Origin of the sequence: Streptomyces sp. NBC_01190, assembly GCF_045039895.1 — a bacterium.
Lineage (GTDB): Bacteria > Actinomycetota > Actinomycetes > Streptomycetales > Streptomycetaceae > Actinacidiphila.
Window position 1 is genome coordinate 7,765,265 of sequence record NZ_CP108580.1, and the last position, 20,756, is coordinate 7,786,020.

23 protein-coding genes are annotated in these 20,756 nt (G+C 72.9%); 5 read left to right on the forward strand and 18 right to left on the reverse strand.

The window, feature by feature from the left end; genetic code table 11:
• Positions 1 to 4: 4 nt before the first annotated feature.
• The 7 genes from OG519_RS32485 to OG519_RS32515 form a co-directional block, all read right to left on the reverse strand.
• A complete protein-coding gene (locus tag OG519_RS32485; protein ID WP_405591671.1) occupies positions 5 to 802 on the reverse strand; it encodes an enoyl-CoA hydratase/isomerase family protein in 798 nt (265 codons plus the stop codon).
• 1 nt (position 803) lies between these two features.
• On the reverse strand, positions 804 to 2,054 hold the full coding sequence (locus OG519_RS32490) for a cytochrome P450 (protein WP_405591674.1): 1,251 nt from the start codon (positions 2,052 to 2,054) through the stop codon (positions 804 to 806).
• A 102-nt stretch (positions 2,055 to 2,156) separates the two neighbouring features.
• The gene (locus OG519_RS32495; protein WP_405591677.1) at positions 2,157 to 3,512 is read right to left on the reverse strand and encodes a cytochrome P450; all 1,356 of its coding nucleotides are present in this window, start codon (positions 3,510 to 3,512) and stop codon (positions 2,157 to 2,159) included.
• Complete coding sequence (locus OG519_RS32500; protein ID WP_405591680.1) at positions 3,493 to 4,116, reverse strand: GTP-binding protein; 624 nt, start codon at positions 4,114 to 4,116, stop codon at positions 3,493 to 3,495. The genes OG519_RS32495 and OG519_RS32500 overlap by 20 nt, the downstream gene beginning before the upstream one ends.
• On the reverse strand, positions 4,088 to 4,462 hold the full coding sequence (locus tag OG519_RS32505) for a DUF742 domain-containing protein (protein ID WP_405591683.1): 375 nt from the start codon (positions 4,460 to 4,462) through the stop codon (positions 4,088 to 4,090). Before OG519_RS32505 ends, OG519_RS32500 begins: the two co-directional genes overlap by 29 nt.
• Entirely contained in the window at positions 4,459 to 4,842 is a 384-nt protein-coding gene (locus tag OG519_RS32510) for a roadblock/LC7 domain-containing protein (protein WP_405591686.1), read from the reverse strand. Before OG519_RS32510 ends, OG519_RS32505 begins: the two co-directional genes overlap by 4 nt.
• 20 nt (positions 4,843 to 4,862) lie before the next feature.
• Complete coding sequence (locus OG519_RS32515) at positions 4,863 to 5,996, reverse strand: ATP-binding protein (RefSeq protein WP_405591689.1); 1,134 nt, start codon at positions 5,994 to 5,996, stop codon at positions 4,863 to 4,865.
• Between the two features lie 401 nt (positions 5,997 to 6,397).
• Here OG519_RS32515 and OG519_RS32520 point away from each other — a divergent pair, with 401 nt between their 5' ends.
• Positions 6,398 to 7,819 carry a DUF2252 domain-containing protein gene (locus OG519_RS32520; protein ID WP_405591692.1) on the forward strand — a complete coding sequence of 474 codons (1,422 nt, stop codon included), beginning with the start codon at positions 6,398 to 6,400 and terminating at the stop codon, positions 7,817 to 7,819.
• Between the two features lie 21 nt (positions 7,820 to 7,840).
• On the opposite strand, the gene OG519_RS32525 is transcribed toward OG519_RS32520, so the two are convergent.
• Entirely contained in the window at positions 7,841 to 8,434 is a 594-nt protein-coding gene (locus tag OG519_RS32525; RefSeq protein ID WP_405591695.1) for a TerD family protein, read from the reverse strand.
• A gap of 313 nt (positions 8,435 to 8,747) precedes the next feature.
• Between OG519_RS32525 and OG519_RS32530 the strand changes: the two genes are divergently transcribed.
• Complete coding sequence (locus OG519_RS32530) at positions 8,748 to 9,302, forward strand: SigE family RNA polymerase sigma factor (protein WP_405591698.1); 555 nt, start codon at positions 8,748 to 8,750, stop codon at positions 9,300 to 9,302.
• On the forward strand, positions 9,299 to 10,090 hold the full coding sequence (locus tag OG519_RS32535; protein ID WP_405591701.1) for a hypothetical protein: 792 nt from the start codon (positions 9,299 to 9,301) through the stop codon (positions 10,088 to 10,090). The genes OG519_RS32530 and OG519_RS32535 overlap by 4 nt, the downstream gene beginning before the upstream one ends.
• A gap of 211 nt (positions 10,091 to 10,301) precedes the next feature.
• On the opposite strand, the gene OG519_RS32540 is transcribed toward OG519_RS32535, so the two are convergent.
• From OG519_RS32540 to OG519_RS32570, 7 genes are all read right to left on the reverse strand, one after another.
• Positions 10,302 to 10,472: a hydrophobic protein gene (locus OG519_RS32540; RefSeq protein WP_405591703.1), complete on the reverse strand. Its 171-nt coding sequence runs from the start codon at positions 10,470 to 10,472 to the stop codon at positions 10,302 to 10,304.
• 338 nt (positions 10,473 to 10,810) lie between these two features.
• Entirely contained in the window at positions 10,811 to 11,647 is an 837-nt protein-coding gene (locus tag OG519_RS32545; RefSeq protein ID WP_405591706.1) for a class I SAM-dependent methyltransferase, read from the reverse strand.
• Entirely contained in the window at positions 11,644 to 12,276 is a 633-nt protein-coding gene (locus tag OG519_RS32550) for a DUF2064 domain-containing protein (protein ID WP_405591708.1), read from the reverse strand. Before OG519_RS32550 ends, OG519_RS32545 begins: the two co-directional genes overlap by 4 nt.
• Positions 12,273 to 13,007, reverse strand: a complete 735-nt coding sequence (locus tag OG519_RS32555; RefSeq protein ID WP_405591711.1) for a glycosyltransferase family 2 protein — start codon at positions 13,005 to 13,007, stop codon at positions 12,273 to 12,275. The genes OG519_RS32550 and OG519_RS32555 overlap by 4 nt, the downstream gene beginning before the upstream one ends.
• 5 nt (positions 13,008 to 13,012) lie before the next feature.
• Positions 13,013 to 13,396, reverse strand: coding sequence for an NAD-dependent epimerase/dehydratase family protein (locus OG519_RS32560; RefSeq protein ID WP_405591714.1), 384 nt, complete (start codon positions 13,394 to 13,396; stop codon positions 13,013 to 13,015).
• A gap of 71 nt (positions 13,397 to 13,467) precedes the next feature.
• Positions 13,468 to 14,079, reverse strand: a complete 612-nt coding sequence (locus tag OG519_RS32565) for a hypothetical protein (protein WP_405591717.1) — start codon at positions 14,077 to 14,079, stop codon at positions 13,468 to 13,470.
• Positions 14,079 to 15,365, reverse strand: a complete 1,287-nt coding sequence (locus OG519_RS32570; RefSeq protein WP_405591720.1) for a molybdopterin-dependent oxidoreductase — start codon at positions 15,363 to 15,365, stop codon at positions 14,079 to 14,081. Before OG519_RS32570 ends, OG519_RS32565 begins: the two co-directional genes overlap by 1 nt.
• A gap of 114 nt (positions 15,366 to 15,479) precedes the next feature.
• Between OG519_RS32570 and OG519_RS32575 the strand changes: the two genes are divergently transcribed.
• Together OG519_RS32575 and OG519_RS32580 are read left to right on the forward strand one after the other, a co-directional pair.
• Positions 15,480 to 16,892 (forward strand): hypothetical protein, encoded by a 1,413-nt coding sequence (locus tag OG519_RS32575; RefSeq protein WP_405591723.1) that lies wholly within the window; start codon positions 15,480 to 15,482, stop codon positions 16,890 to 16,892.
• Positions 16,893 to 17,115: 223 nt separating this feature from the next.
• Positions 17,116 to 17,574, forward strand: a complete 459-nt coding sequence (locus tag OG519_RS32580) for a nuclear transport factor 2 family protein (protein ID WP_405591725.1) — start codon at positions 17,116 to 17,118, stop codon at positions 17,572 to 17,574.
• 108 nt (positions 17,575 to 17,682) lie between these two features.
• On the opposite strand, the gene OG519_RS32585 is transcribed toward OG519_RS32580, so the two are convergent.
• The 3 genes from OG519_RS32585 to OG519_RS32595 all read right to left on the reverse strand — a co-directional run bounded on the left by OG519_RS32585 (position 17,683) and on the right by OG519_RS32595 (position 20,582).
• Positions 17,683 to 18,513 (reverse strand): M55 family metallopeptidase, encoded by an 831-nt coding sequence (locus tag OG519_RS32585; RefSeq protein WP_405591728.1) that lies wholly within the window; start codon positions 18,511 to 18,513, stop codon positions 17,683 to 17,685.
• A 13-nt stretch (positions 18,514 to 18,526) separates the two neighbouring features.
• Positions 18,527 to 19,474 (reverse strand): N(4)-(beta-N-acetylglucosaminyl)-L-asparaginase, encoded by a 948-nt coding sequence (locus tag OG519_RS32590; protein WP_405591731.1) that lies wholly within the window; start codon positions 19,472 to 19,474, stop codon positions 18,527 to 18,529.
• Positions 19,475 to 19,607: 133 nt separating this feature from the next.
• Positions 19,608 to 20,582, reverse strand: coding sequence for an SDR family NAD(P)-dependent oxidoreductase (locus tag OG519_RS32595; protein ID WP_405591734.1), 975 nt, complete (start codon positions 20,580 to 20,582; stop codon positions 19,608 to 19,610).
• Positions 20,583 to 20,756: the final 174 nt, after the last annotated feature.

The following is a 20,756-nucleotide window of genomic DNA, read 5'->3' on the forward strand; positions in this document are numbered from 1 at the left end:
AAACCTATCCCCCGTGCTGCCGGGCAGCCAGTGCCGCCGAGAACAGATGCGGATCGAGCAGCGAGCCGTCCATGAGACGCCCCGCCCTGGCGTAGGCGTTGAACATGACCTTGGCCAGCAGCAGGGCCTCGGGAGGGCGGCGGACCAGGGGGCTGACCCACGCGTCCACCGCGTTGTCGAGCTCGCCGGCCGGGACGACCTTGTGGACGATCGACAGGCCGGCCGCGGTGGCCGCGTCGAAGGTCGCGCAGGTCATGATCAGCTCCCGGATCCTGGCCGCTCCCGCCTCCGCGAGCAGCCGGGGCAGCATGCCGGCCCAGGCGGGCGGCAGCCCGAGCGCCAGTTCGGGGAGCCGGAAGAGGCAGTCGTCGGCCGCGGCGCGCAGATCGCAGAAGAGCGCGAGGCCGAGCCCCGCGCCGATCACCTTGCCCTGGAGCCGGGCGATGGTCACCGCGTGGGTGCTCTCCAGGGCCTCGCAGACGCGGCGGGCCTTCTCGGCGAGTCCGCGCAGCTCGGCCCCGCCCGGATCGGCGACGAGCGAGGACTGGAGTTCGCCCCGGTCGGCGCCCACACAGAAGTCGCCGCCCGCGCCGGAGAGCACCAGGACACGGATCTCCGGCCGGGTCCTGACACCCTCCAGCAGGGCGAGCAGATCGTCCAGCGTGGCGTCGGTGAGCGCGTTGCCGGTTCCGGGGCTGTCGAGTTCGGCGTGGAGCACCGGGCCGGCGCGGGTGATCCGCAGCTCCTTGGCGGGGAACTCCGGGGCAGCGCTGACGGCTGGGCTTTCGGGGGTCACGGACACCTCAGACTCGGGCTATCGGCAGCGACATGATGCGGCGGAAGGCCACCCGCGGCGCCCATACCGGCTCGCGGACCAGGGTGGCGTAAGGGAAGCGGCTGAGCATGCCGTGCAGCAGGGTCTGGGCCTCAAGGCGGGCCAGCGGCGCGCCGAGACAGTAGTGGATGCCGCCGCTGAAGCTGAGGTGGGCGGCCCGGCGGCGGACGTCGAAGAGGTGGGCGTCCAGGTGCTTGTCCGGGTCGTGGTTGGCGGCCCCGACCATCAGGTGCACCATCTCGTCCGCGGCCACCGGGAAGCCGGCCAGGACGCCGTCGGCGGCGGCCACCCGGGAGATGACATGGGTGGGGGAGTCGTAGCGCAGCACCTCCTCGACCGCTCCCGGCACATGGTCGGGGTGGGCGCGCAGCCAGTCCCACTGCCGCTGGTGCTTCAGCAGCAGCCACATCATGGTGGACAGCAGCGTCGAGGTCGTCTCCAGGGCCGCGAGCAGGACGAAGAGGGCGAGGAAGTAGACCCCCTCGTCGGCGGCTTCGCGGTCGGCCTCCATCGCGTCCCAGACACGTATCCAGCCGGAGATCGGGTCGGCGCCCGGACGCCCCCGGCGTTCGCGGACCAGGGCGGTGAAGTAGGAGCGGAGCTGCTTGGTCGCCGCGTCGGAGCGGGCGAGCTGGCTGGCCGAGGGGAGCAGCTCCTGGGCGAACACCTGGTCGTGGGTGAGCTCGCGCAAGTAGGGGTAGTCGGCGGCCGGCAGCCCGAGCCAGCGGCCGATGGTCAGCACCGGCAGCTCCTCGCTGACCAGGTCGTGGAAGTCCGCCTCGCCGTCGTGGAGGCGGCCGGCGAGCCGGTCGAGCAGGCCGCCGGTGATGTCGGATATGGAGGTCCGCAGCGCCAGCAGCGCGGTCCGGTCGAACATGGTGCCCACCGAACGCCGGACCCGGGTGTGGTCCGGCGGGTTGAGCCCGGCGAGCGTCCTGCTCATCTCCCGGGAGGAGACCGCGTTCCAGCGCGTCCCCTCGCCCTGGCGGGCCCGCCACCGGGCGTCCGGCTCCAGCCAGTCCCGGTCCCGGAGGACTTGGTCGCACAGGTCGAAGGAGGTGACGAGGTACCCGCCCCATGGAGCCGGGATGATGCCGCCCATCGTCCGGAGTTCCCCGTACAGCGGGGAAGGGTTGGTCTGCCCCTTCGAGGTCCGAAGTCTGGAGAAGACCGATACCACTGAACGCCGGTCGATGTGCGGAGTTGTCGCGGGCTCCACGAGGACGGCTCCTTCAAGGGATCACGTAGATGGGCTGGTCGTCCCTACCCACCTGGTTAAAAGCGCATACAACGGTGCCCCGGTGGCAGACTGTTGTATAGGTCACACGCCTCCGTTGAGCCACGTGAGGAACTTGCTCCAGCGGGTGTTCTTGGCCGACGCGGCGGGTGCCGAGGGCCGCCCCGCGCCCGCGCCGGAGCCCGCGCTCTGCGGCGCCTGCCGGACCTGCGGAGCCCTGGGCGTGAACCGGACCGGAAGGGTGATCAGGGAACGGCTCCACGGGGCCGGCACCCAGCTCAGGTCCTTCAGATCGATCCGCAGCTCGATGTCGGGCAGCCGGTTGAGCAGCGTCTCGATGGCCGTCACGGCGATCACCATGGCCGGGTCCTTGGCGGGGCAGACATGCGGCCCCGCGCCGAACGCGAGGTGCGCGCGACCGCCGGACAGCGCCCGGTCCTGGGCCAGCGCCGGGTCGGTGTTGGCGGCCGCGAAGCTGATCACCACCGGGTCGTCGGCCTTGAGCACCTTGCCGTCCAACTCCACGTCGTGCACCGGGTAGTGGACGGCGTAGTTGGCGATCGGGGCGTAGTTCCACAGCACGTCGTTGACCGCGTCCTCGACCAGCAGGCCGGCCGAGCTCTGCGTCTGCACATAGCGGTCGTCGCCGAGCATCAGCGCCGAGCCGACACTGATCAGCGACTGGAGCGGAGCCGTACCGCCGGAGAGCAGCGTCACGAGCTGGTTGGCCATCTCGGCGTCCGAGAGCCCGGAGGAGTGCTGCATCATCCGGGACGTCACATCGTCGCCCGGATGACGCCGCTTCAGCGCGATCAGCTCCATGAGGGCGCCGCCCAGCACCTCGTTGGCGCCGTCGGAGCCCTCGAAGATGCCGGAGATGCCGAGGATGATGCGGTCACCGATGTCGGCGGGGCAGCCGAACAGGTCGCTGTAGACCAGCAGCGGCAGTTGCTGCGCGTAGTCGGCCACCAGATCGGCGTTGCCGATGCTGCGGCTGCTGAACTGGCTGATGAGGTATTCGGCGACCCGCTGCACCAGCCGGGTCAACCGGTGCTCGTCGACGGTCGCCAGACTGTCCGTCACCGCGTTGCGCAGCCGGGCGTGCGCGGCGCCGTCGGAGAAGAGCGCGTTGGGCCGGTACCCCATCATGGGCAGCGCCGGACTGTCCGCGGGTATCCGGCCCTCGTTCAGGTCGCGCCAGCGGCGCGAGTCCCGGACGAACGTGCTGGGGTTCTGCAGGATGCGCAGGGCCGCGGAGTAGCTCGTGACGAGTTCCACCGGGACGCCGGGGGCGATGTCGACGGGGGCGGTCGCACCGAACTCCCGGAGGTAGGCGTAGTAGCCCTCCGGGTCGGCGCCGAACTCCGGACCGTACAACGGCGTTCTGCCGTGTGCGGGGCAGCCGGGCGGGGGCTCGTGGCTACCGGCGGACTGATGCATTGGGGGACTCCTCGTCGAGGCGGGACTGCAGATAGGTCACGAGCGTGATCAGGGCTTGGACCGCGGAATTCCGGTCACGCACGTCGCAGGGGACCACGGGCGTTTCCACCGGGAGATTCAAGGCCTCGCGGATCTCGTCGATGGGATAGGGCTTGGTGCCGTCGAAGTGGTTCACGCCGATGGCACACGGCAGTGCGTACTGCTCGATCAGGTCGAGGACCGGGAAGGATTCGCCCAGCCTCTTCGGATCGACCAGTACCAGCGCGCCCAGGGCGCCGATGGAGAGGTCCTCCCACAGCTCTTTGAAACGCTCCTGGCCCGGGGTGCCGAACAGATAGAGGACCAGGTCGTCGCTGAGCGTCAGCCGCCCGAAATCCATCGCGACCGTCGTTGTGTTCTTGTCCGGCGTGCCGGAGAGATCATCGATTCCCGTACTCGCCTGGGTGATGACCTCTTCGGTACGCAGCGGTTCGATCTCGGAGATCTTCCCGATGTAGGTGGTTTTCCCGACGCCGAAATGACCGACGACGAGCACCTTGACGAGAGTGTGCACCTGTGACCCTACGTACACGCCATCACGCTCCGAAGCGATCCTTGAGGCCATTGAGTACATCCTCGAGAAGTTTTCTGTCGGTGCGCTGGGCTCGGGGAACCGCTGCACGCGTTTGGACAAGGCTGCTCTCCGCCAACTGGGCGAGGAGCACTCGGACGACTCCCAGAGGCAACCCGGTGTGCCCGGCCACCTCCACGACCGAGAGATAGCCGCCGGAACACAGATCGAGGATGTGCCGGCTCTCCGGGGCGAGGACCCTGCTCTGCGAGGCGTTCTCGACGGCCATGACCAGGGTGGTCATCGAGAAGGTCTCGTCGGAGGGCAGGTCCCGGCCGTTGGTGATGACATACGGCCGGACTAACTCGCCGGTCAGATCCAGATCCGCTTCGTCCGTCACTTGTTGTCAGCCATCTCACGAGGCGGCGTCATGAGTTCCTTACCCAGCTTGGAGACAAGTTGGTGCATACGGAAAGTGATCTCCTGCATATCGATGTCCGGAGCGGCGGCGACAGCGAGGTAAGCGCCCTGGCCGGCGGCGATCAAAAATATCCAGCCGTGCTTGAACTCAATGACCGTCTGCTGCCATTTCGGATTGTCGTCCGGGCCGGCGAACCGGCCGGTGGCACGGCTGAGGGATTGCATTCCGCTCATGGCCGCCGAAATGGTGTCCGCCAGGTCGGCGCTCATACCACTGGTCGCACCGCGGCGGAGGCCGTCGGCGGAGAGCAGAATGGCGTGGCGCGCCCCCGACACATTGGAAACAATGTCCTCGAGCATCCACGACAGATCTTGTGTGGTCACTGTGTTTCCGACCCCTCACGGTATGCGGCGGTGGGCTGGCGGCCGGAACGCGTGCCGTGGGCAAGCGCGGCCATGCGGGCGGCGGCGACCGCGCTGTCATCGTCGGACGGGCTGTCGTCCGGCGCCGCGGCCACCCGGACGATCGACATCGGCGCCTGCCGGGAGGCCCGCTTGGGCAGGCCGTTGGCGGTGAGACCGGCGGGTTCCGGAGCGCCGCCGCCCGAGCTCACCGGAGTGATCACCGGCGCGCTCGCGGTCGGTTCCACGCTCTGCTCGGTCAGAAGGTCCTCGGGAAGCCTCACCACCGCGCGCACACCTCCGTACGGGGACGTGCTGCTGACATCGACACTGAAGCCGTAACGCCGGGAGAGTTCGGCGATCACCGGGAAGCCGAACTGCGGCGGGTTGCCCAGCTCCGACATGGCCGGAATGTATTCGCCCGACAGCAGCCGGCCGGCCTTCTGGCGCTGCTCGTCGCTCATGCCGACACCGAAGTCGTCGATGATGACGCAGAGCCCGTTGTGCACGGGCTGGATGTTGACCTCGATCGCGGTGTCCGGGCGCGAGTAGTTGGCGGCGTTCGCCAGCAGTTCGGCGACGGCCAGCGCGACACCGCTGATCGCCTTGGCCTCCACGCCGAAGGCGCTCTGCGACCTGATGTGCACCCGCTCGAAGTTGCGGATCTGGCCCTGCGCGCTGCGGATGACGTCGTAGACACTCGCCGCGTCCTTGCGGCGGCCGAGGAAGCCACCGCAGATCACCGCGATCGCCTGGGCGCGGCGGGCGAACTGCGCGTTGGCGTGGTTCACCTCGAGCAGCTCGTGCAGCACCGGGTGGCCGCCGTACTTCCGCTGGAGGTTCTCGATCACCACCTGCTGCTCACCGGCCAGGCTCTGAAGCGTCCGGGTGGCCGACTTCAGCACCGTCTTGGTCCGCTCCTCGGCGGCCGACTCGGCGTCCACGATCGACTGCGCGTGGTCCGCCGTCTGGTCGGCGAGCCGGCTTTCCCATTGAGTTAACTGGTCGGCCTGCGACGAAATGACCCTCCTGTTCCTACGGATAATCACGGCGCCTGTCGGCACGGCCGCGATCAGGCACCACAACGCTGGATCCTGCAAAAAATTATCCATGAGTCTCTTTCCTGGCGGTGTCCTGCGGGTAGTCGAGACGCGCCCCCTAAAGGAGGTTCAGTGCATGGCCGCAGGGCCGTCGGAAGGCTCTCGATTTCCATCGGGGGACAACCGGGGATTTATGCACATCTCGCGTTTTGGACCAAGGAAGCAGGCGCGACGATGTTACCACCGTAACTGCGGGGCCTCTTACTGGTGGTCTGTCCTTTCTGAGGCTTTCCGAGCATTGATTCGGTTATTGGCTCTTTGCTCCCGACTATGACGACGGCACGTGTCCGCCGGATCGCCCGGACCGGCCGGACCGGACCGCGGCGAGCGGCTCGCAGCGCGGATCGCGGCGTTCGCCAGCACGATGGAGGGACCGCGCGAAGGCGCGGCCGAGCCACCGAGGAGGCACCGGGATGACGACACCGACCCGCGAGCGGCCGGATCGGCGGTGGACCTCCCCCCGGGAGCGGGCCGCCCGGGGCCGGGCGGCGCGCGCCACCGCGCCGCGATCCGCCCACGGCGACTTCGAGCCGGCCGCCGACCGCTTCGACCCGGTGGAGGCCATCGAGAAGCAGTCGGCCACCCGCGTCGCCGAGCTGGTGCCCATCCGCTATGGCCGGATGACCGAGTCGCCGTTCCGCTTCTACCGGGGCGCGGCGGCCGTCATGGCGGCCGACCTGGCGACCACCCCGTCCTCCGGGCTGCGGACCCAACTCTGCGGTGACGCGCACATGGTGAACTTCCGGCTGCTCGCCTCCCCGGAGCGGCACCTGGTCTTCGACATCAACGACTTCGACGAGACGCTGCCCGGGCCCTGGGAGTGGGACGTCAAACGCCTGGCCGCCAGCCTCGTCATCGCCGGCCGGGAGAACGGCTACACCGACCGGGAACGCGAACGCGTGGTGCTGGCCGCCGTACGCTCCTACCGCGAGCGGATCCGCCGCTTCGCCGAAATGGGCAACCTCGACGTGTGGTACGCCCAGCAGGACACCGGGCAACTGCGCGCCCTGGTCTCCGGTTCGCTGCACAGCCGCGGCCGCAAGCGGGTCTCCGAGCTGATGGCCAAGGCGAGGACCCGCGACAACCTCCAGGCCTTCGAGAAGCTCACCCGGGTGGTGGCGGGAGAGCGCCGGATCACCCCCGCCCCGCCGCTGATCACCCCGATCGCCGACCTGCTGCCCGACGCCGAGCGTTCGGAGCTGGAGCACGGGATCAACGAGCTGCTCCACGGCTACCGGCAAAGTCTCCCGTCCGACCGGCAGTATCTGCTGGAGCAGTTCACCGTGGTGGACATGGCCCGCAAGGTCGTCGGCGTGGGCAGCGTCGGCACCCGGTGCTGGATCGTGCTCCTGCTGGGCAGCGGCGGCGACGACCCGCTCTTCCTCCAGGCCAAGGAGGCGGACACCTCGGTGCTCGCCGCCCACGCCGGTGCCTCCGTCCACGCCACCGAGGGCGAGCGGGTCGTGGCCGGCCAGCGGCTGATGCAGGCCACCAGCGACATCTTCCTCGGCTGGCAGCGGACCCGGGGCATCGACGGCAAGGAGCGGGACTTCTACGTACGGCAGTTGCGGGACTGGAAGGGCATCGCCGAGCCGTCACTGATGGAGCCGCGCGGTATGCGGCTCTTCGGCGAACTCTGCGGCGCCACCCTCGCCCGCGCCCACGCCAGATCCGGGGACCGCGTCGCCATGGCCGCCTACCTCGGCGGGGGAGACGTCTTCGACCGGGCGGTGGCACGCTTCGCCGAGAGCTACGCGGACCAGAACGAACGCGACCACATGGCGCTGGTCAAGGCGGTACGGAAGGGACGGGTGCGGGCCGCCCAAGCGGCGTGAGCGGTCCGCACCCGCGGAATGTCAGGGCCTGAGGCCGCCCATCACCCGGGCGAACTCGTCCGGGTCGGCCTCGAAGCCGCGGACGTGGTCATGGAACGCCCACGCCCCCGACGCGTCGCGGACGAACTCGGCGACGGTGGCCGCGGTCGCGTCCGAGACGACCCCGAAGTCGCCCTCGGACAGCCTCGTATAGCCCTCCGCGATCCGGAAACCGGTGCCCGCGACATCGCCGAAGGTCATCCGGCCGCCGCGCTGCTGGATCGCGACACCCACCACGACTCGGCCGAATTGCGCCGCCAGACGGTCCAGTTCGAGGGTCATCACCTCGTCGTAGCCGAGGCCCTGGCCGGTCTGGCTGTCCCGGTTGAGCGTGATGGTGCCGTCGGGCGACCTGCTGTCGAAGTGCACCAGGTACGCGGGCGCACCGTAACGATCGCCCGTCGGATAGGTCGCGGCGATGATGTCGAGATCGCTGGGCGGCGCGCCGAGCGGGCTCGGGTCCCACTTGACCTGTACTTGGACTCTCCCGGTCCCCTTGTTGATGCTGTTCACCGGGTTCTCTCCCCCTGGGGTCAACTCCCTGACGGTCAGGGGCCCCCGTCCGATAAACCACATCGGGGCGCCCCGTGTCCATACCGCCCGGGGATCATCCGAGCACGGACACCGACTTCCGGCCAGATCGCCGAGGCCCGTCGCACGCCGTCCGGGCGTGACCTACCGGGAGTCGAGCCGACCGGCGGACCGAGGGAACCGGCGGCTCACGGCTCCTCGTCTCCCACCCTGAAGTGATCACCGGCCGCGGTGTGTCCCACCGCTCAACCGCTCCGTCGCACCATCGCTTGACCGCTCACCGCTCACCGCTCACCGCGCAACCGCAGCCGCCGGACCGCTCGGCGCCGGCGCCGTACGAACGACGGGACAGCTCTCCGTGCAGGACCCTCACCACGCCACAGCGGACGACGGGCCGGACGCCGAGTTCACCCGCTTCGTCACCGCCCGCTGGCGGGCGCTCGCCCACACCGCCTACCTGCTCACCGGCGACTTCCACGAGGCCGAGGATCTGGTCCAGACCACCTTGGCGAAGGTCTACCCCCGCTGGGGCAAGGTGCGGCCGGAGACCGCCGAGCACTACGTCCGCCGGTCGCTGGTGAACAACAGCCGCAGCCGGTTCCGCAAACGCCGGGTCGTCCACCTCCTGCTGCCCTTCCTGCCGGAGACCTCCGCCGAGGCAGACGCCGGCGCGCTGCCCGCCGGGGACGAACGGGACGTCCTGATGCGCGCGTTGGCGGACCTGCCGGAGCGTCAGCGGGCCGTGGTGGTGCTGCGCTACTGGGAAGACCAGTCGGCCGAGGAGGTCGCCCACATGCTGGGCTGCTCGGTCGGTACGGTGAAGAGCCAGGCATCCCGCGCGCTGGCCAAGTTACGGCAGCATCCCGCTCTCGCGGACCATCTGCCGGCCGGCACCCTTGGAGACGCCCGATGAACCCGGAGCAGGAGCAGGGTGAGCGACTGCGCGCCGCCTTCGTCCGCTCGGTCGACGCCTACACCCCCTCCCCGGCGCCCGTCGCCCGGATTGTGGCCGTCGGACGCGCGCGGCGCCTGCGCCGCCGTGCCGCCGTGCTGGCGGCGAGCGCGGCGGTGGTCGCGGCCGGCCTGGCCGTGCCGCTGTCGCGGCTCGGCGACGGACCGGCCCCCGGCACGGTGCGGCAGCTTCCGCCGACCGCCACCCACCGCCCGGCCCCGACACCGCCCACCCCGGTGCCCTGGACCGCGCTGATCGGCCACGGCACGGTGGACGGCCGTCCCTGGTCGGTGACGGCGGAGTTCTATCCGACCGACCCGAGAGAGCCCGGCGAGCGCCGCGGCCCCCGGATTCCGGGCGTGCCCACCCAGCCGGAGAAGACCTCGCTGCTGTGCCAGCGGATGCTCATCGGCGGCGTGCGCATCGACCACCAGGGCGGCCCCTGGTCGGACTGTGACGGAGTGGACGGTCCGCGCGATCCCGGCGAAGCCGGTTCCGCCGGGCTGTGGGGGCTCTACCAGAGGGGGACCAGCGGCTCGCGGCTCCTCGTCTCCCACCCCGCAGCGGGCACCTCCCACGGCGTGGTGACGCTGACCGGCGGGAGCACCCTGACGGGCCGGGTGGTCGCCGTCCCCGGCACCGCGTTCCGCGGCTGGGTGGTCGCGATCCCCGCCGGCCGCACGATCGCCGCGGTGGACGAGTACGACGCCGCCCACCGGAGGGTGAGTCATACGACCGAGTGGCGATGAGGCCCCTGACGGGGCAGGGGGCGGGCGGTAGGGGCCGTTGCCGACTGCCCGCCGGTGGGGGTCGCTCGCGCAGTTCCTCGTGCCCCTGACGGGGCCCGTTCACCCTCGCGCGAACGCCGCCGTACGCATCGGCGTGGGCAGCCACGGGAAGCACAAAGCGGGGTGCCCCGCCGGGTCTTCCGGCGGGGCACCGTTGGGGTCGGGCGGGGAGCTACCAGCGGTACCAGCGGCCGCGGCCGCCGCCGGCACCCGGCGAACGGGCGACGAAGCCCACCAGCCATACGACGAGCACCGCGACGGCGACCCACCAGAGCAGGTTCACCGCGAACCCGGCGCCGAAGAGAACGAGCGCGAGCAGAAGAACGACAAGCAACGGTCCCATGGTCATCAACCTCCGAGGGGCCGCTTGCCCGCCCTACGGCCCGCCATGTCGGCGATATCCGCCCCTTCGCCGATCGCAGCCACATCCGCATACGGGGAGCGCGCCGGGGTATCCGACGCCCCCGCCGCCCCGCTAGGGGCACGGGGAACTGCGCGAGCAACCCGCCATGGGCCGTCAGTCGGCATCCGGCCCGCGCCGCCCACCCCCTGCCCCGCTAGGGGCGCGAGGAACTGCGCGAGCAACCCGCCACCGGCCGTCCGTCGGCAATGGTCCGCACCCCCCACGCCCCGCCCCGCTAGGGGCACGAGGAACTGCGCGAGCAACCCCCCCACGGGCCGTCAGTCGGCATCCGGTCCGCACCCCCCACGCCCTGCCCCGTCAGGGGCCCCGCCTGCGGTCCGCGACCGCGATCTCATTCCGCGGCCGCCCCCCGGAGAGGCCGCCCGCCAGGGCCCCGCTCGGGCGAGCCGTAAGGCGACAAAGCGACGGCCAAGAGCCGTCCACGTGCCCGTCGGCGTCCAGCCGGCCCCCGCGGCATGGCGGGTCAGGGCGCGGGGGCCCACCCGGCACCAGGGAAAAGCCTCACCCTGAGCACCGGCACCGGCACCGGCACCGCCCCCGTCGCCAAGACGGACCCGCACGCGTTCGTCGAGGTCCTCGTCCGCCGCCGCCGGGGCCGTCTCGACGATGAGGGAGCCGGCCGGCCGCACGATCCCGGCGATCCGCAGCAGCAGCGCCGCGGGATCCCCGCCGATCCCCACATTCCCGTCGATGAGCAGCGCGGTCCGCCAGCGGCCCTCACCCGGCAGCGGCTCGAAGACCGAGCGGACCAGCGCGGTGCCCCCCGACCGCCGCGCCCGCCTGACCGCCTCCGCGCTGACGTCGATGCCCAGTGCGGGACGCCCCAGCTCGGCCAGGGCGGCCACCAGGCGTCCCGGCCCGCAGCCGATGTCCAGCACGGACCCCCGGCAGCGGGCCAGCACCGTACGGTCCGCCGCGTCGGCCCGCGCGCACCAGCGTTCGACGTCCAGCGGCAGCAGCAGGCCGTCGGCCCGCTGGAGGAAGAGCGGGCCGCGCCCGGTGCGCAGCGCCCGGGTGTACGGGTCCGCGCTCCACCGGTCGGCCGGCTTGGCCGAGGGAAGCGCGGACCGCGTGACGCGCAGCGGGACGCTCACCGGACCCCCGCCGGCGTCAGCCGGGCCAGCGCGGCGGCGAACCGGGTGTGCGGCGCCAGCGCCGCGACCAGTGCCGCGTCCGCCGCGGTGTCCACGTCCCGCAGCGGCGGCAGCTCCCGTACGGTGAGCCCGGCCGAGACCAGCCGCTCGCGCTGCCGGCCGCCGGTCTCCGGCGTCGACATCGGCACGCCGGCCAGCAGCGCCGGATCCGGTTCCGCCAGGCCGAGCGCCCAGAAGCCGCCGTCCACCGCGGGGCCGAACCACGCGGAGTCCGGCGGCCAGCCGGCCGGTTCCAGGGCGGGTCGCAGTATCTCGACGGTGACCTGCGGGGTGTCCATGCCGATCAGCAGCGCGGGGCCGCGGCACCGGCCGAAGGCGGCGGCCAGCCGCAAGTCGAGTCCGCCCGCCGCCTGCGGTACGACCTCGATGCCCGGCGGCAGCCAGCTCCCCGGCGTCCCGTCGAGGACCAGCACCCGGCGGGTGGCCGGCGCGGCGAGCACGGTGGCCAGCGTGTCGACGAGGGCCGCCTCGGCGAGCCGGGCGGCCTCGCGCGGTGTGTACGCGGGGGTCAGGCGGGTCTTGACCCGGCCCGGCCGCGGCTCCTTGGCGATCACCAGCAGGGTCGTCACCGGGCACCCGCCGGCTCCGTTGCCCGTGGACCGGCCGGCGGATCGGCGGGCGGACCGGCCGGCGGATCGGCCGGTGCGGCGAGCACACCGCGCATGTCGTTGACGGCGTGCCAGGTCCCGCGCCAGGTGCCGGTCACCTTGGACCGGCCGGCGCGCCGCCGGTAGGGCACGTCCCGCTCGGTGACCCGCCACCCCGCGTCGGCCGCCCGCACCACCATCTCCAGCGGATAGCCGCTGCGCCGGTCGGTCAGGCCGAGGCCGAGCAGCGCCTCGCGCCGGGCCGCCCGCAGCGGACCGAGATCGCGCAGGCGCAGACCGGTCCGGCGGCGCAGCATCCGGGCGACGGCGAGATTGCCGGCCCGGGCGTGCGGCGGCCACGCCGCCGCGGACTCCGGCCGGCGGCGGCCGAGCACCAGCTCGCAGCGGCCGTCGGCGACCTCCCGGACGAAGGCGGGCAGCAGCGCGGGATCGAGGGAGGCGTCGCAGTCGCAGAAGCACACGAACTCCGCCCCGGCGGCTTCGAGTCCCGCGTGACAGGCGGCGCCGAAGCCGCGCCTCGGCTCGCGCACCACCACCGCGCCGAGGTCCGCGGCGATCGCGGCGGAGCCGTCCGTCGAGCCGTTGTCGACGACGATCGCCCGCCAGCCGGCCGGGATCCGGCTGAGCACCCAGGGCAGCGCCGTCGCCTCGTCGAGGCAGGGCAGTACGACATCGGCGGTCGGTGGGATCACGTCAGTCACCTCCGGCAGCGGGAACGGGGGAGCCGGGCGGAACAGGGGACACGGGCGGCAGCGGGGACGCAGGGGCCGCCTCGCCGAGCCCCCGGACCGGCGAGGCTGGATCCGGCGAGACGGGGCCCGGCGGATCGGCGGGAGCGCCCGGCCGGCCGGCCGCACGCGGCCTGGTGGCACACCGCGTCCACCTCCCCGCAGCGCCGCCGCCACGGCCGCGCCGTCCCGGACGTCCGCGTGGATCCACGGGGCGTCAGGCGGCGGCGGGGGCACGCGTGGGCGGACGGCAGCAGGGCGTCGAGCACGACGGGCTGATGGCCGGCGGCGGTGAGGGCGGCGACGATGTGCGAACCGATGAAGCCCGCGCCGCCGGTGACGAGTACACGCATGCGGCGACCCTAGGTGCCGATGACCGTCCGTAGGCGCTTCCCGGCGCCCGCGCCACGGGTCGGCGCGGAATTCACCTCCTCGACGGGTCCGCCGCTGGGCCGTTCCGGCGACGGACCGACCGGACCCGCCAGTGCCGGAGGGCGAACACCACCGCGGACGCGATGAACAGCGCCGCCGTGGTGAGCAGCCAGCGCGGCAGAAAGGCGTCCGGCGTGAGATCCGTGGCCAGCAGGAAATACCTCCGCCGGCCCTGGGAGATCAGCGGCCAGTACACCAGCAGCGCCAGCAGCGAGAGGCAGGCCGGCACCCGCACGTGGTTGGCGACCGAGATCCGGGGGCCGGCCTGGCCCCCGGTCTCGGCGTCGGTCTCGGCATCGGCATCGGTGGCCGATCCGGTGCCGGCGGCCGGCCGCCGGGGCCGCAGCACCCGGTGCAGCAGCCAGTCCGCGCCGCCGTACAGCGGCACCAGCACCAGGTCGTGCAGCAGCGCCGCCCCCACGAACCAGCCCACGATCGCCGGCCAGTCGCCCTCCAGCAGCCGGGCGGCGGCGTAACCGCACACCACGAAGGAGAGCAACAGAATCAGCAGATGCAGCGGCGACTCCCCGTACAGGCCCCGGAACCGCCGGGCCGCGGCCCCCGTCGTGACCGCCCGGACGGCCGACCGCCACGCCGCGCGCATCACCGCTCCCCGAAGGTCGTCGCGTCGAAGCTGAGCCGCCGCACCCACTTGGTGTTCATCACGCCCGGCGCGTTCGGCACGATGACGCGGGCCGGGTAGCCGTGGTCGGGGGAGAGCACCGCGCCGTTGACGCGCAGCGCCAGCAGCGACCGCGGGTCCCGCACCTGGTTGGCGCGCAGCGCCACCGCCCGGAAGGACCCGGCGAGCTGCACCGACTCCACGAAGACACCCGGCGGGTCGTCTTCATGGCCCGCCAGCCCGGCCAGGTCGAGCAGCCTCACCCCCTCCCACTCCTGGTCGTCGGTCGACCAGCCCTCCACACAGGCGATGGGCAGCGCCGAGCGGTGCTGGGGCAGCGCGCGGACCTGCGCCAGGGTGAGGGTGACCGAGCGGTCGGCGCCGCGCACGGTCAGCCGCCAGCTCTCGCCCAGATCCCGCTGCCTGATGTGGACCGCGGTGGTGGTCCGGTTGATCTGGAAGCCGTTCGGACCGGAGCCGGGGTTGCGGCCGCGCGGGGCGAGCACCGCCGTCCGCCGCAGTGAGCCGCCGATGCTCTGGCCCGCGGTCAGCGCCAGCAGGGTCAGCGAGCCGAGCCCCACCAGGCCGAGGGCGCCGCGCCTGGACACCGTGGGCGCGGCCGGCCGGGTCGACACCAGCCCGGTGTCGTCCAGCGGCTCCGGCCGCGTCCTCGACCTGGGCGTCCGCAGTTCGGCGCGCAGGCTTCGGCCGCGCACCGCGCGTACGGCCCGCGGCAGCCGCAGCGCCACATGGGCGAGGAAGGCGCCGAAGAACACCCAGGCGCCGTAGAAGTGCAGCGGGTAGAAGGAGCCGGGGAAGACGTAGTCCAACTGGATGTCGAGCAGCCCGGTGACGAACTCGAAGAGCGCACTGCCGATCAGCAGCAGCAGCGACAGCCGGTCCAGCGCGTGCGCGAGCGAACGCACCGGCGGCAGCGCGAAGAACCTGGGCACCACCGACCAGAGCTTGGCCAGCAGCACCGGCGCCAGCACGACGCCCAGCGTGATGTGCACCCCCTGGGTGAGGCGGTAGAGCCAGTACGGATCGGTGGGCCACGCGAAGAGGTAGAAACCCAGCAGCCCCTTGTCCGGGGTCTTGTCGTTGGACGGCGAGAGCCCCGGGTTGTAGGCGGCGTACGACAGCAGGCCGGTGACCAGGACCAGCGGCAGGCCGACGAGCAGCACCAGGCCGAACACCGATGTCAGCCACGGCCCCCGCAGGGGGCTGCGCCACGGTCCGAAGGGCGGGCGGCGGGTGGGAACGTTCATGGCGGGGACATTAGGGCGGTTCCGGTCGGTTTCCGCGGTACCGACTCGTGACGGAAATCCCGGCGGCCGTCGCGCCGCGTGATCGGCGCCTGCCGCGCTGCCTAGGGTGGGCGGGTGACGCTCACCCCCTCGCCGCCGCACGGGCCGGCCACCCGTTCGGGTGCCGCTGACCGGCCGCGCGCCCGGGTGGGGCGGCGCGATCTGGCGGCGGCCGGTGCGGCGGTGCTGCTCTTCGCGGTGCTGGCCGGCGTCGGCGCCTACCTCAACCGGGACGACTATCTGCTGCGGGTGCCCTGGCCGCCGCTTGAGGCGTACTGGCGGCCGCACTTCGGGCCCGGCACCCCGGCGGCGCTGACGGTGGGCGCGCTGGCCGTCGCCCACGGCCCGGCGCTCGCCGCCCGGCTGCCCTGGCGGGCGCTGCCCTGGTCGGCCTGGGCGGCGGCCATGGCGTGGACCTGGTCGCTGGCCCTGGTCGACGGCTGGCGGCAGGGCGTCGCCGACCGGCTGACCACACCGGGGGAGTACCTGAGCGGAGTAGCCCGCTTCGCCGACGCCGGGCCGGCGCTGCGCGGCTTCACCCAGCACATCCTGCTGTACTCGCCCGACCACTGGGCCACCCACATCGCCGGTCATCCGGCGGGCGCCGTCCTCACCTTCGTCGGACTCGACCGGATCGGTCTCGGCGGCGGCGGCCCGGCGGGCGCCTTCTGCGTCACCGCCGGCAGCTCGGTGGCGGCCGCCGCGCTGGTCGTGCTGCGCGCCCTGGCCGGCGAGGACCGGGCGCGGACCGCCGCCCCGTTCCTCGTGCTCGCCCCCGGCGCCGTGTGGGTGGGCGTCTCCGCCGACGGCTGGTTCGCCGCGGTCGCCGCCTGGGCGCTGGCGCTGCTGGCCGTCGCGGCGACCTCGGCGTCCCGCTGGCGGACGGCGGTCACCGGACTCGGCAGCGGGCTGCTCCTCGGCGCCGCGGTCTATCTGTCCTACGGGCTGGTGCTGCTGGCGATCCCGGCGCTCGCCGTGCTGCTCTGCGCCCGCGCGGTACGCCCGCTGCCCTTCGCCGTGCTCGGCTTCGCCGCCGTCGCGGCCGTCTTCACCCGGGCCGGCTTCGACTGGTGGCAGGGGTACGGCCTGCTGCGCACCCGCTACGCGCAGGGATACGGCGGGGTGCGCCCCTACGCGTACTGGGTGTGGGGCGATCTCGGCACGGTGGTGGTGGCGGCCGGTCTCGCCTCGGTCGCGGGGCTGCGCCGCGCGCTGGCCGGCGCGCCGGCGGCGGTCCGGCGATGGCGGCGGGGACAGCACCCGGGGGCGGTGGCGGAGACGCTGCTGCCGTGCGCGTTCCTGCTGGCGATCCTCGCCGCCGACCTCTCCGGCATGAGCAAGGCGGAGACCGAGCGGATCTGGCTGCCGTTCACCCTCTGGCTGCCGGCCGCCGCCGCGCTGCTCCCGCGCCGCGACCGGCGCGGCTGGCTCATCGCCCAGGCCGCGATCGCGCTGCTGGTGAACCATCTGCTGCTGACCGGCTGGTGACCGCGGCCCGGCGGCGGATCCCGGCCCGTGCTCTCCTCCCGGGCCGTGCTCCTTCTCCGGGCCTCCCGGGCCTCCCGGGCCCCGGCTCTTCCGGGGTACGCGCCGCGGGGTACGCCGGAAGCGCCGGGCCGCCTCCTTCGGGGGTACGCACGGCGCTCCGCGTTGACCTCGACAGCGCTGCCTTCCTAGCCTGGCAAGTCACGCCGGTTCTCAGGAGATGCGCATGACCGACCTCCCCCCGCTCCCGCCCTTCGACCACGCCTCCGCGCTGCGCAAGGTCCAGGCCGCCGAGGACACCTGGAACACCCGGGACCCGGAGAAGGTCGCAAACGCCTACACGGCCGACTCCGTCTGGCGCAACCGCGACACCTTCCTCAGCGGCCGCGACGAGATCGTCGAGTTCCTCGCCGCCAAATGGAAGCGGGAGCTGGAGTACGCGCTGCGCAAGAACCTCTGGGCGTATGACGGGAACCGGATCGCGGTCAGGTTCCAGTACGAGTGCCACGACGCCAGCGGGCAGTGGTGGCGGTCCTACGGCAACGAGTTGTGGGAGTTCGACGAGCACGGCCTGATGCGCCGACGCGAGGCCAGCATCAACGACGTGGCGATCACCGCCGCCGAACGGCGCATCATGGGGCCGCGGCCCAAGGGCGAGCGCGTCACCGAGTTCCCGACCCAGTGAGCGGACGGCCCGCCGAGGGTGCCGCACACCCCCGCGACCGCCGCAGGTGACGGCCGGGCCGCGGCGCCGTACCACCGCCCCCACGGCGGGTCCGCGGCGCCGCCCGGATCACTCGGCGATGCCGCGGGTGAGCAGCACCACGGTGACGAAGGTGCGGTAGAGGCGGATCGGGTCGTCGTCGGTGACCCGGACCGCCACCGGGTCGGCCGGATCGGCCTCGACGCCGTTGATCCAGGTGGCCATCTCCGCCAGGTCCGGATTGCGGAAGCGGACCGTCAAAGTCGCCGGCAGCTCGATCCGCGGCACCTCGGCCGACGCCAGCGACGCCACCGCCCGGCGGGCCGCCTCGTGGATCACCTCGCGGGCCCGCGCCGGGTGCAGGCTGTCGGCGGCGAACCGCGACACCGACGACTTGACGACCGCGGCGAGCGTCCCGGGGGAGAAGGGCTCAAGCTCGGCCGCCGTCGTCCCGTCACCGGTGATCAGCGCCACCGGGACCCCGTGCCCCAGCGCCACCAGGGCGTTGATGCCGCTCTCCCCGGCGAGCACCCCGTTGAGCCGTACCTCGCTGATCGCCGCCGGGTTGTAGGTGTGCGACAGCGTGGCACGGGCGCCGGACATCGAGCCGTGGTAGGAGACGAAGAAGACGCCGTCGAAGGACGCGTCGAGGCCCTGCATCATGTAGAGCGGCTTGTGGCGGCCGGAGAGATAACGCGCCCGCCCGGCCAGCGCGTCGGGGCGCAGATTGGCCATGGTGGAGTGCGAGTCGTTGACCAGGAACTCCGTCGCGCCGCCGACCAGCGCGCCCTCGATGGCCGCGTTGACCTCCTCCTGGAGCAGCAGCCGGTAGTACTCGTACTCGGACTGCCCGGGGCGGCACTGCGACCAGTCCACCACTCCGGCGGTGCCCTCCATGTCGGAGGAGACGAAGATCCTCACCGCACGCTCCTTCTCACAGCACGCTCCGGGGCCGGAACTCGGGTTCGGCGGACGCGTCGGTCATCAGCGCGTAGACGCTGCCCCGCTGGCCGGCGGCCCCGCCGTGCCGGCCGTCGGGGGTGAGGGCCAGCGCCCGCAGTTCGGAGCGGAAGTCGTCGGGCAGGGTGGCCGCGTCGGCCAGCGCCGTCCGGCACGCGTCGGAGGGGTCCTGGCCGGCCGCCAGCAGGTCGACGATCGTCCGGGCGGTCCCGCCGCGCATGCTCAGCTCGCCGCGGCCGGTGCAGGCGGCGCCGCCGGCCCGCAGGTCGCACCAGTTGCCGGCGCCCGGCAGCGCCGAATCGCCCACCCGGCCCGGGTACTTGTACGGGTAGCCGGAGGTGGACACCCCGACGCACATCTCGCCCGAGGCGTCGAGCGCGATGATGTTGATGGTGCCCCACGGGCCGTCGTGCGGCGCCAGCCGCCGGATCAGCGCGAGCGCGCTCTCCCGGTAGCGGGCGTCGCCGTCGGTGGCGGCGGTGTTCTCGCCCTCCACCGACTCCCTGGACTGCGTCACCTGCTTGCGCCACTGCTCCCGCGACGCGTCGGTCAGCAGGTCGGCCGTGCTGAAACCGCACTCCTCGGCGAAGAGCGCGGCCCCCTCGCCTGCCAGCAGGCTGTGCTGCGGCAGCTTCTCCAGCACGGCCCGCGCCACCGAGATCGGGTTGGGGTAGCCGCGCAGCGCGGCCACCGCGCCGAACTGCCGGCCGGAGCCGAGCATCAGCGAGGCGTCGAGTTCCACCACGCCTTGGGCGTTGGGCAGCCCCGCGGTGCCCACGTAGTGGTCGGCCGGGTTGTCCTCGCAACGCCGCATGGCGGCCTCGACCGCGTCGAGCGCCGAGCCGCCGCGCCGCAGCACGTCCATTCCGGTCGGCAGCCCGACCTCACTGCGCTCGCTGCCGATGATCACCGCTTCCGGCATGATCCTCCTGTCCGGCGCCCCGTCGGGCCGCCCTGCCTGGCCGACCCGGGCGTACGGGGACTACGTGTAGGTGGTCGCAGTCTCGCACCCGCCCGCGCGGCCCGCCGGGGCGGGGCACCGGGAACGCCGTCCGTCAGGAGGCGAAGGCGTCCACCCCGGTCCGCGCCGCGGACAGCGCCCACAGCCGGGCGGCCTGCTCCGGATCGACCGCCCAGGAGCGGACACCCGGGGTCGAGGGGCCGTCGTCGGGTGCGAGCGGGGCTATGTCGCAGTCCTCGCAGTACACCCCGCCCAGACCGGCGAGCCGGGGCGAGGTGGCCGCCCACACCTGGGTGGCGGCGCCCTGCTCGGGCGTCTTGAAGCTGGTGTTCAGCAGTTTCCCCTCGGCGTCGATCCAGCCGAAGTCGACCATCTCCTGCCTGGACAGGTGCCGTTGCAGCGGAGTGAGGATGCCGCCGGGGTGGACGGAGAAGGCCCGCACCCCGGCGTCGCGGCCGAGCGCGTCCAGGTGCACGGCGAAGAGCGCGTTGGCGGTCTTCGCCTGCCCGTACGCCTGCCACTTGTCGTAGCCGCCGGTGAAGTCGATGTCGTCCCAGCGGATGGGGGAGCGGCGGTGGCCGCCGGAGGAGACCGCGACCACCCGGCCCCGCCCGCGGGCGATGGCCGGCCACAGCCGGTTCACCAGGGCGTAGTGGCCGAGGTGGTTGATGCCGAACTGGGACTCCCAGCCGGCGCCGACGCTCGCCTGCGGGCACGCCATGACGGCCGCGCAGTCGATGACGTAGTGGATGTCGCGCCCGGAGGCGAGGAAGTGTTCGGCGAAGGCGGCGATCCCGGCCTGGTCGGCCAGGTCGAGGCCGGCGACCTCCACACCGCCGATCCCGGCCAGCGCCTGGTGGGCGACCTCGGGGCGGCGGGCCGGCACCACCACGTGCGCCCCGGCCGCGGTGAGCGCCCGGGTGGCCTCAAGGCCGATGCCGGAGTAGCCCCCGGTCATCAGCACCAGCTTCCCGGACAGGTCGAGGCCGGCCAGTACGTCGGCGGCGGTGCTGCGCGCCCCGAACTCCGAGCCGATGCTCTGCTGCGGTGTCGTCTGAGGTGTCGTCATGCCCCCACGCTAGGAAGTGGAGTGCACTCCAACGCAAGTGCGCGGTCGGGGGCTTGGACCCTCCGACGGCCTCCGGCCTCCGGCCGCCCCCGTCGGCGGCCCGGCCGCCCGCCGCCCGCCGCCCCTCCACCTGCCGCCCCACCGCCCCGCGGCGGCCGGCCGGGACACGGCGCC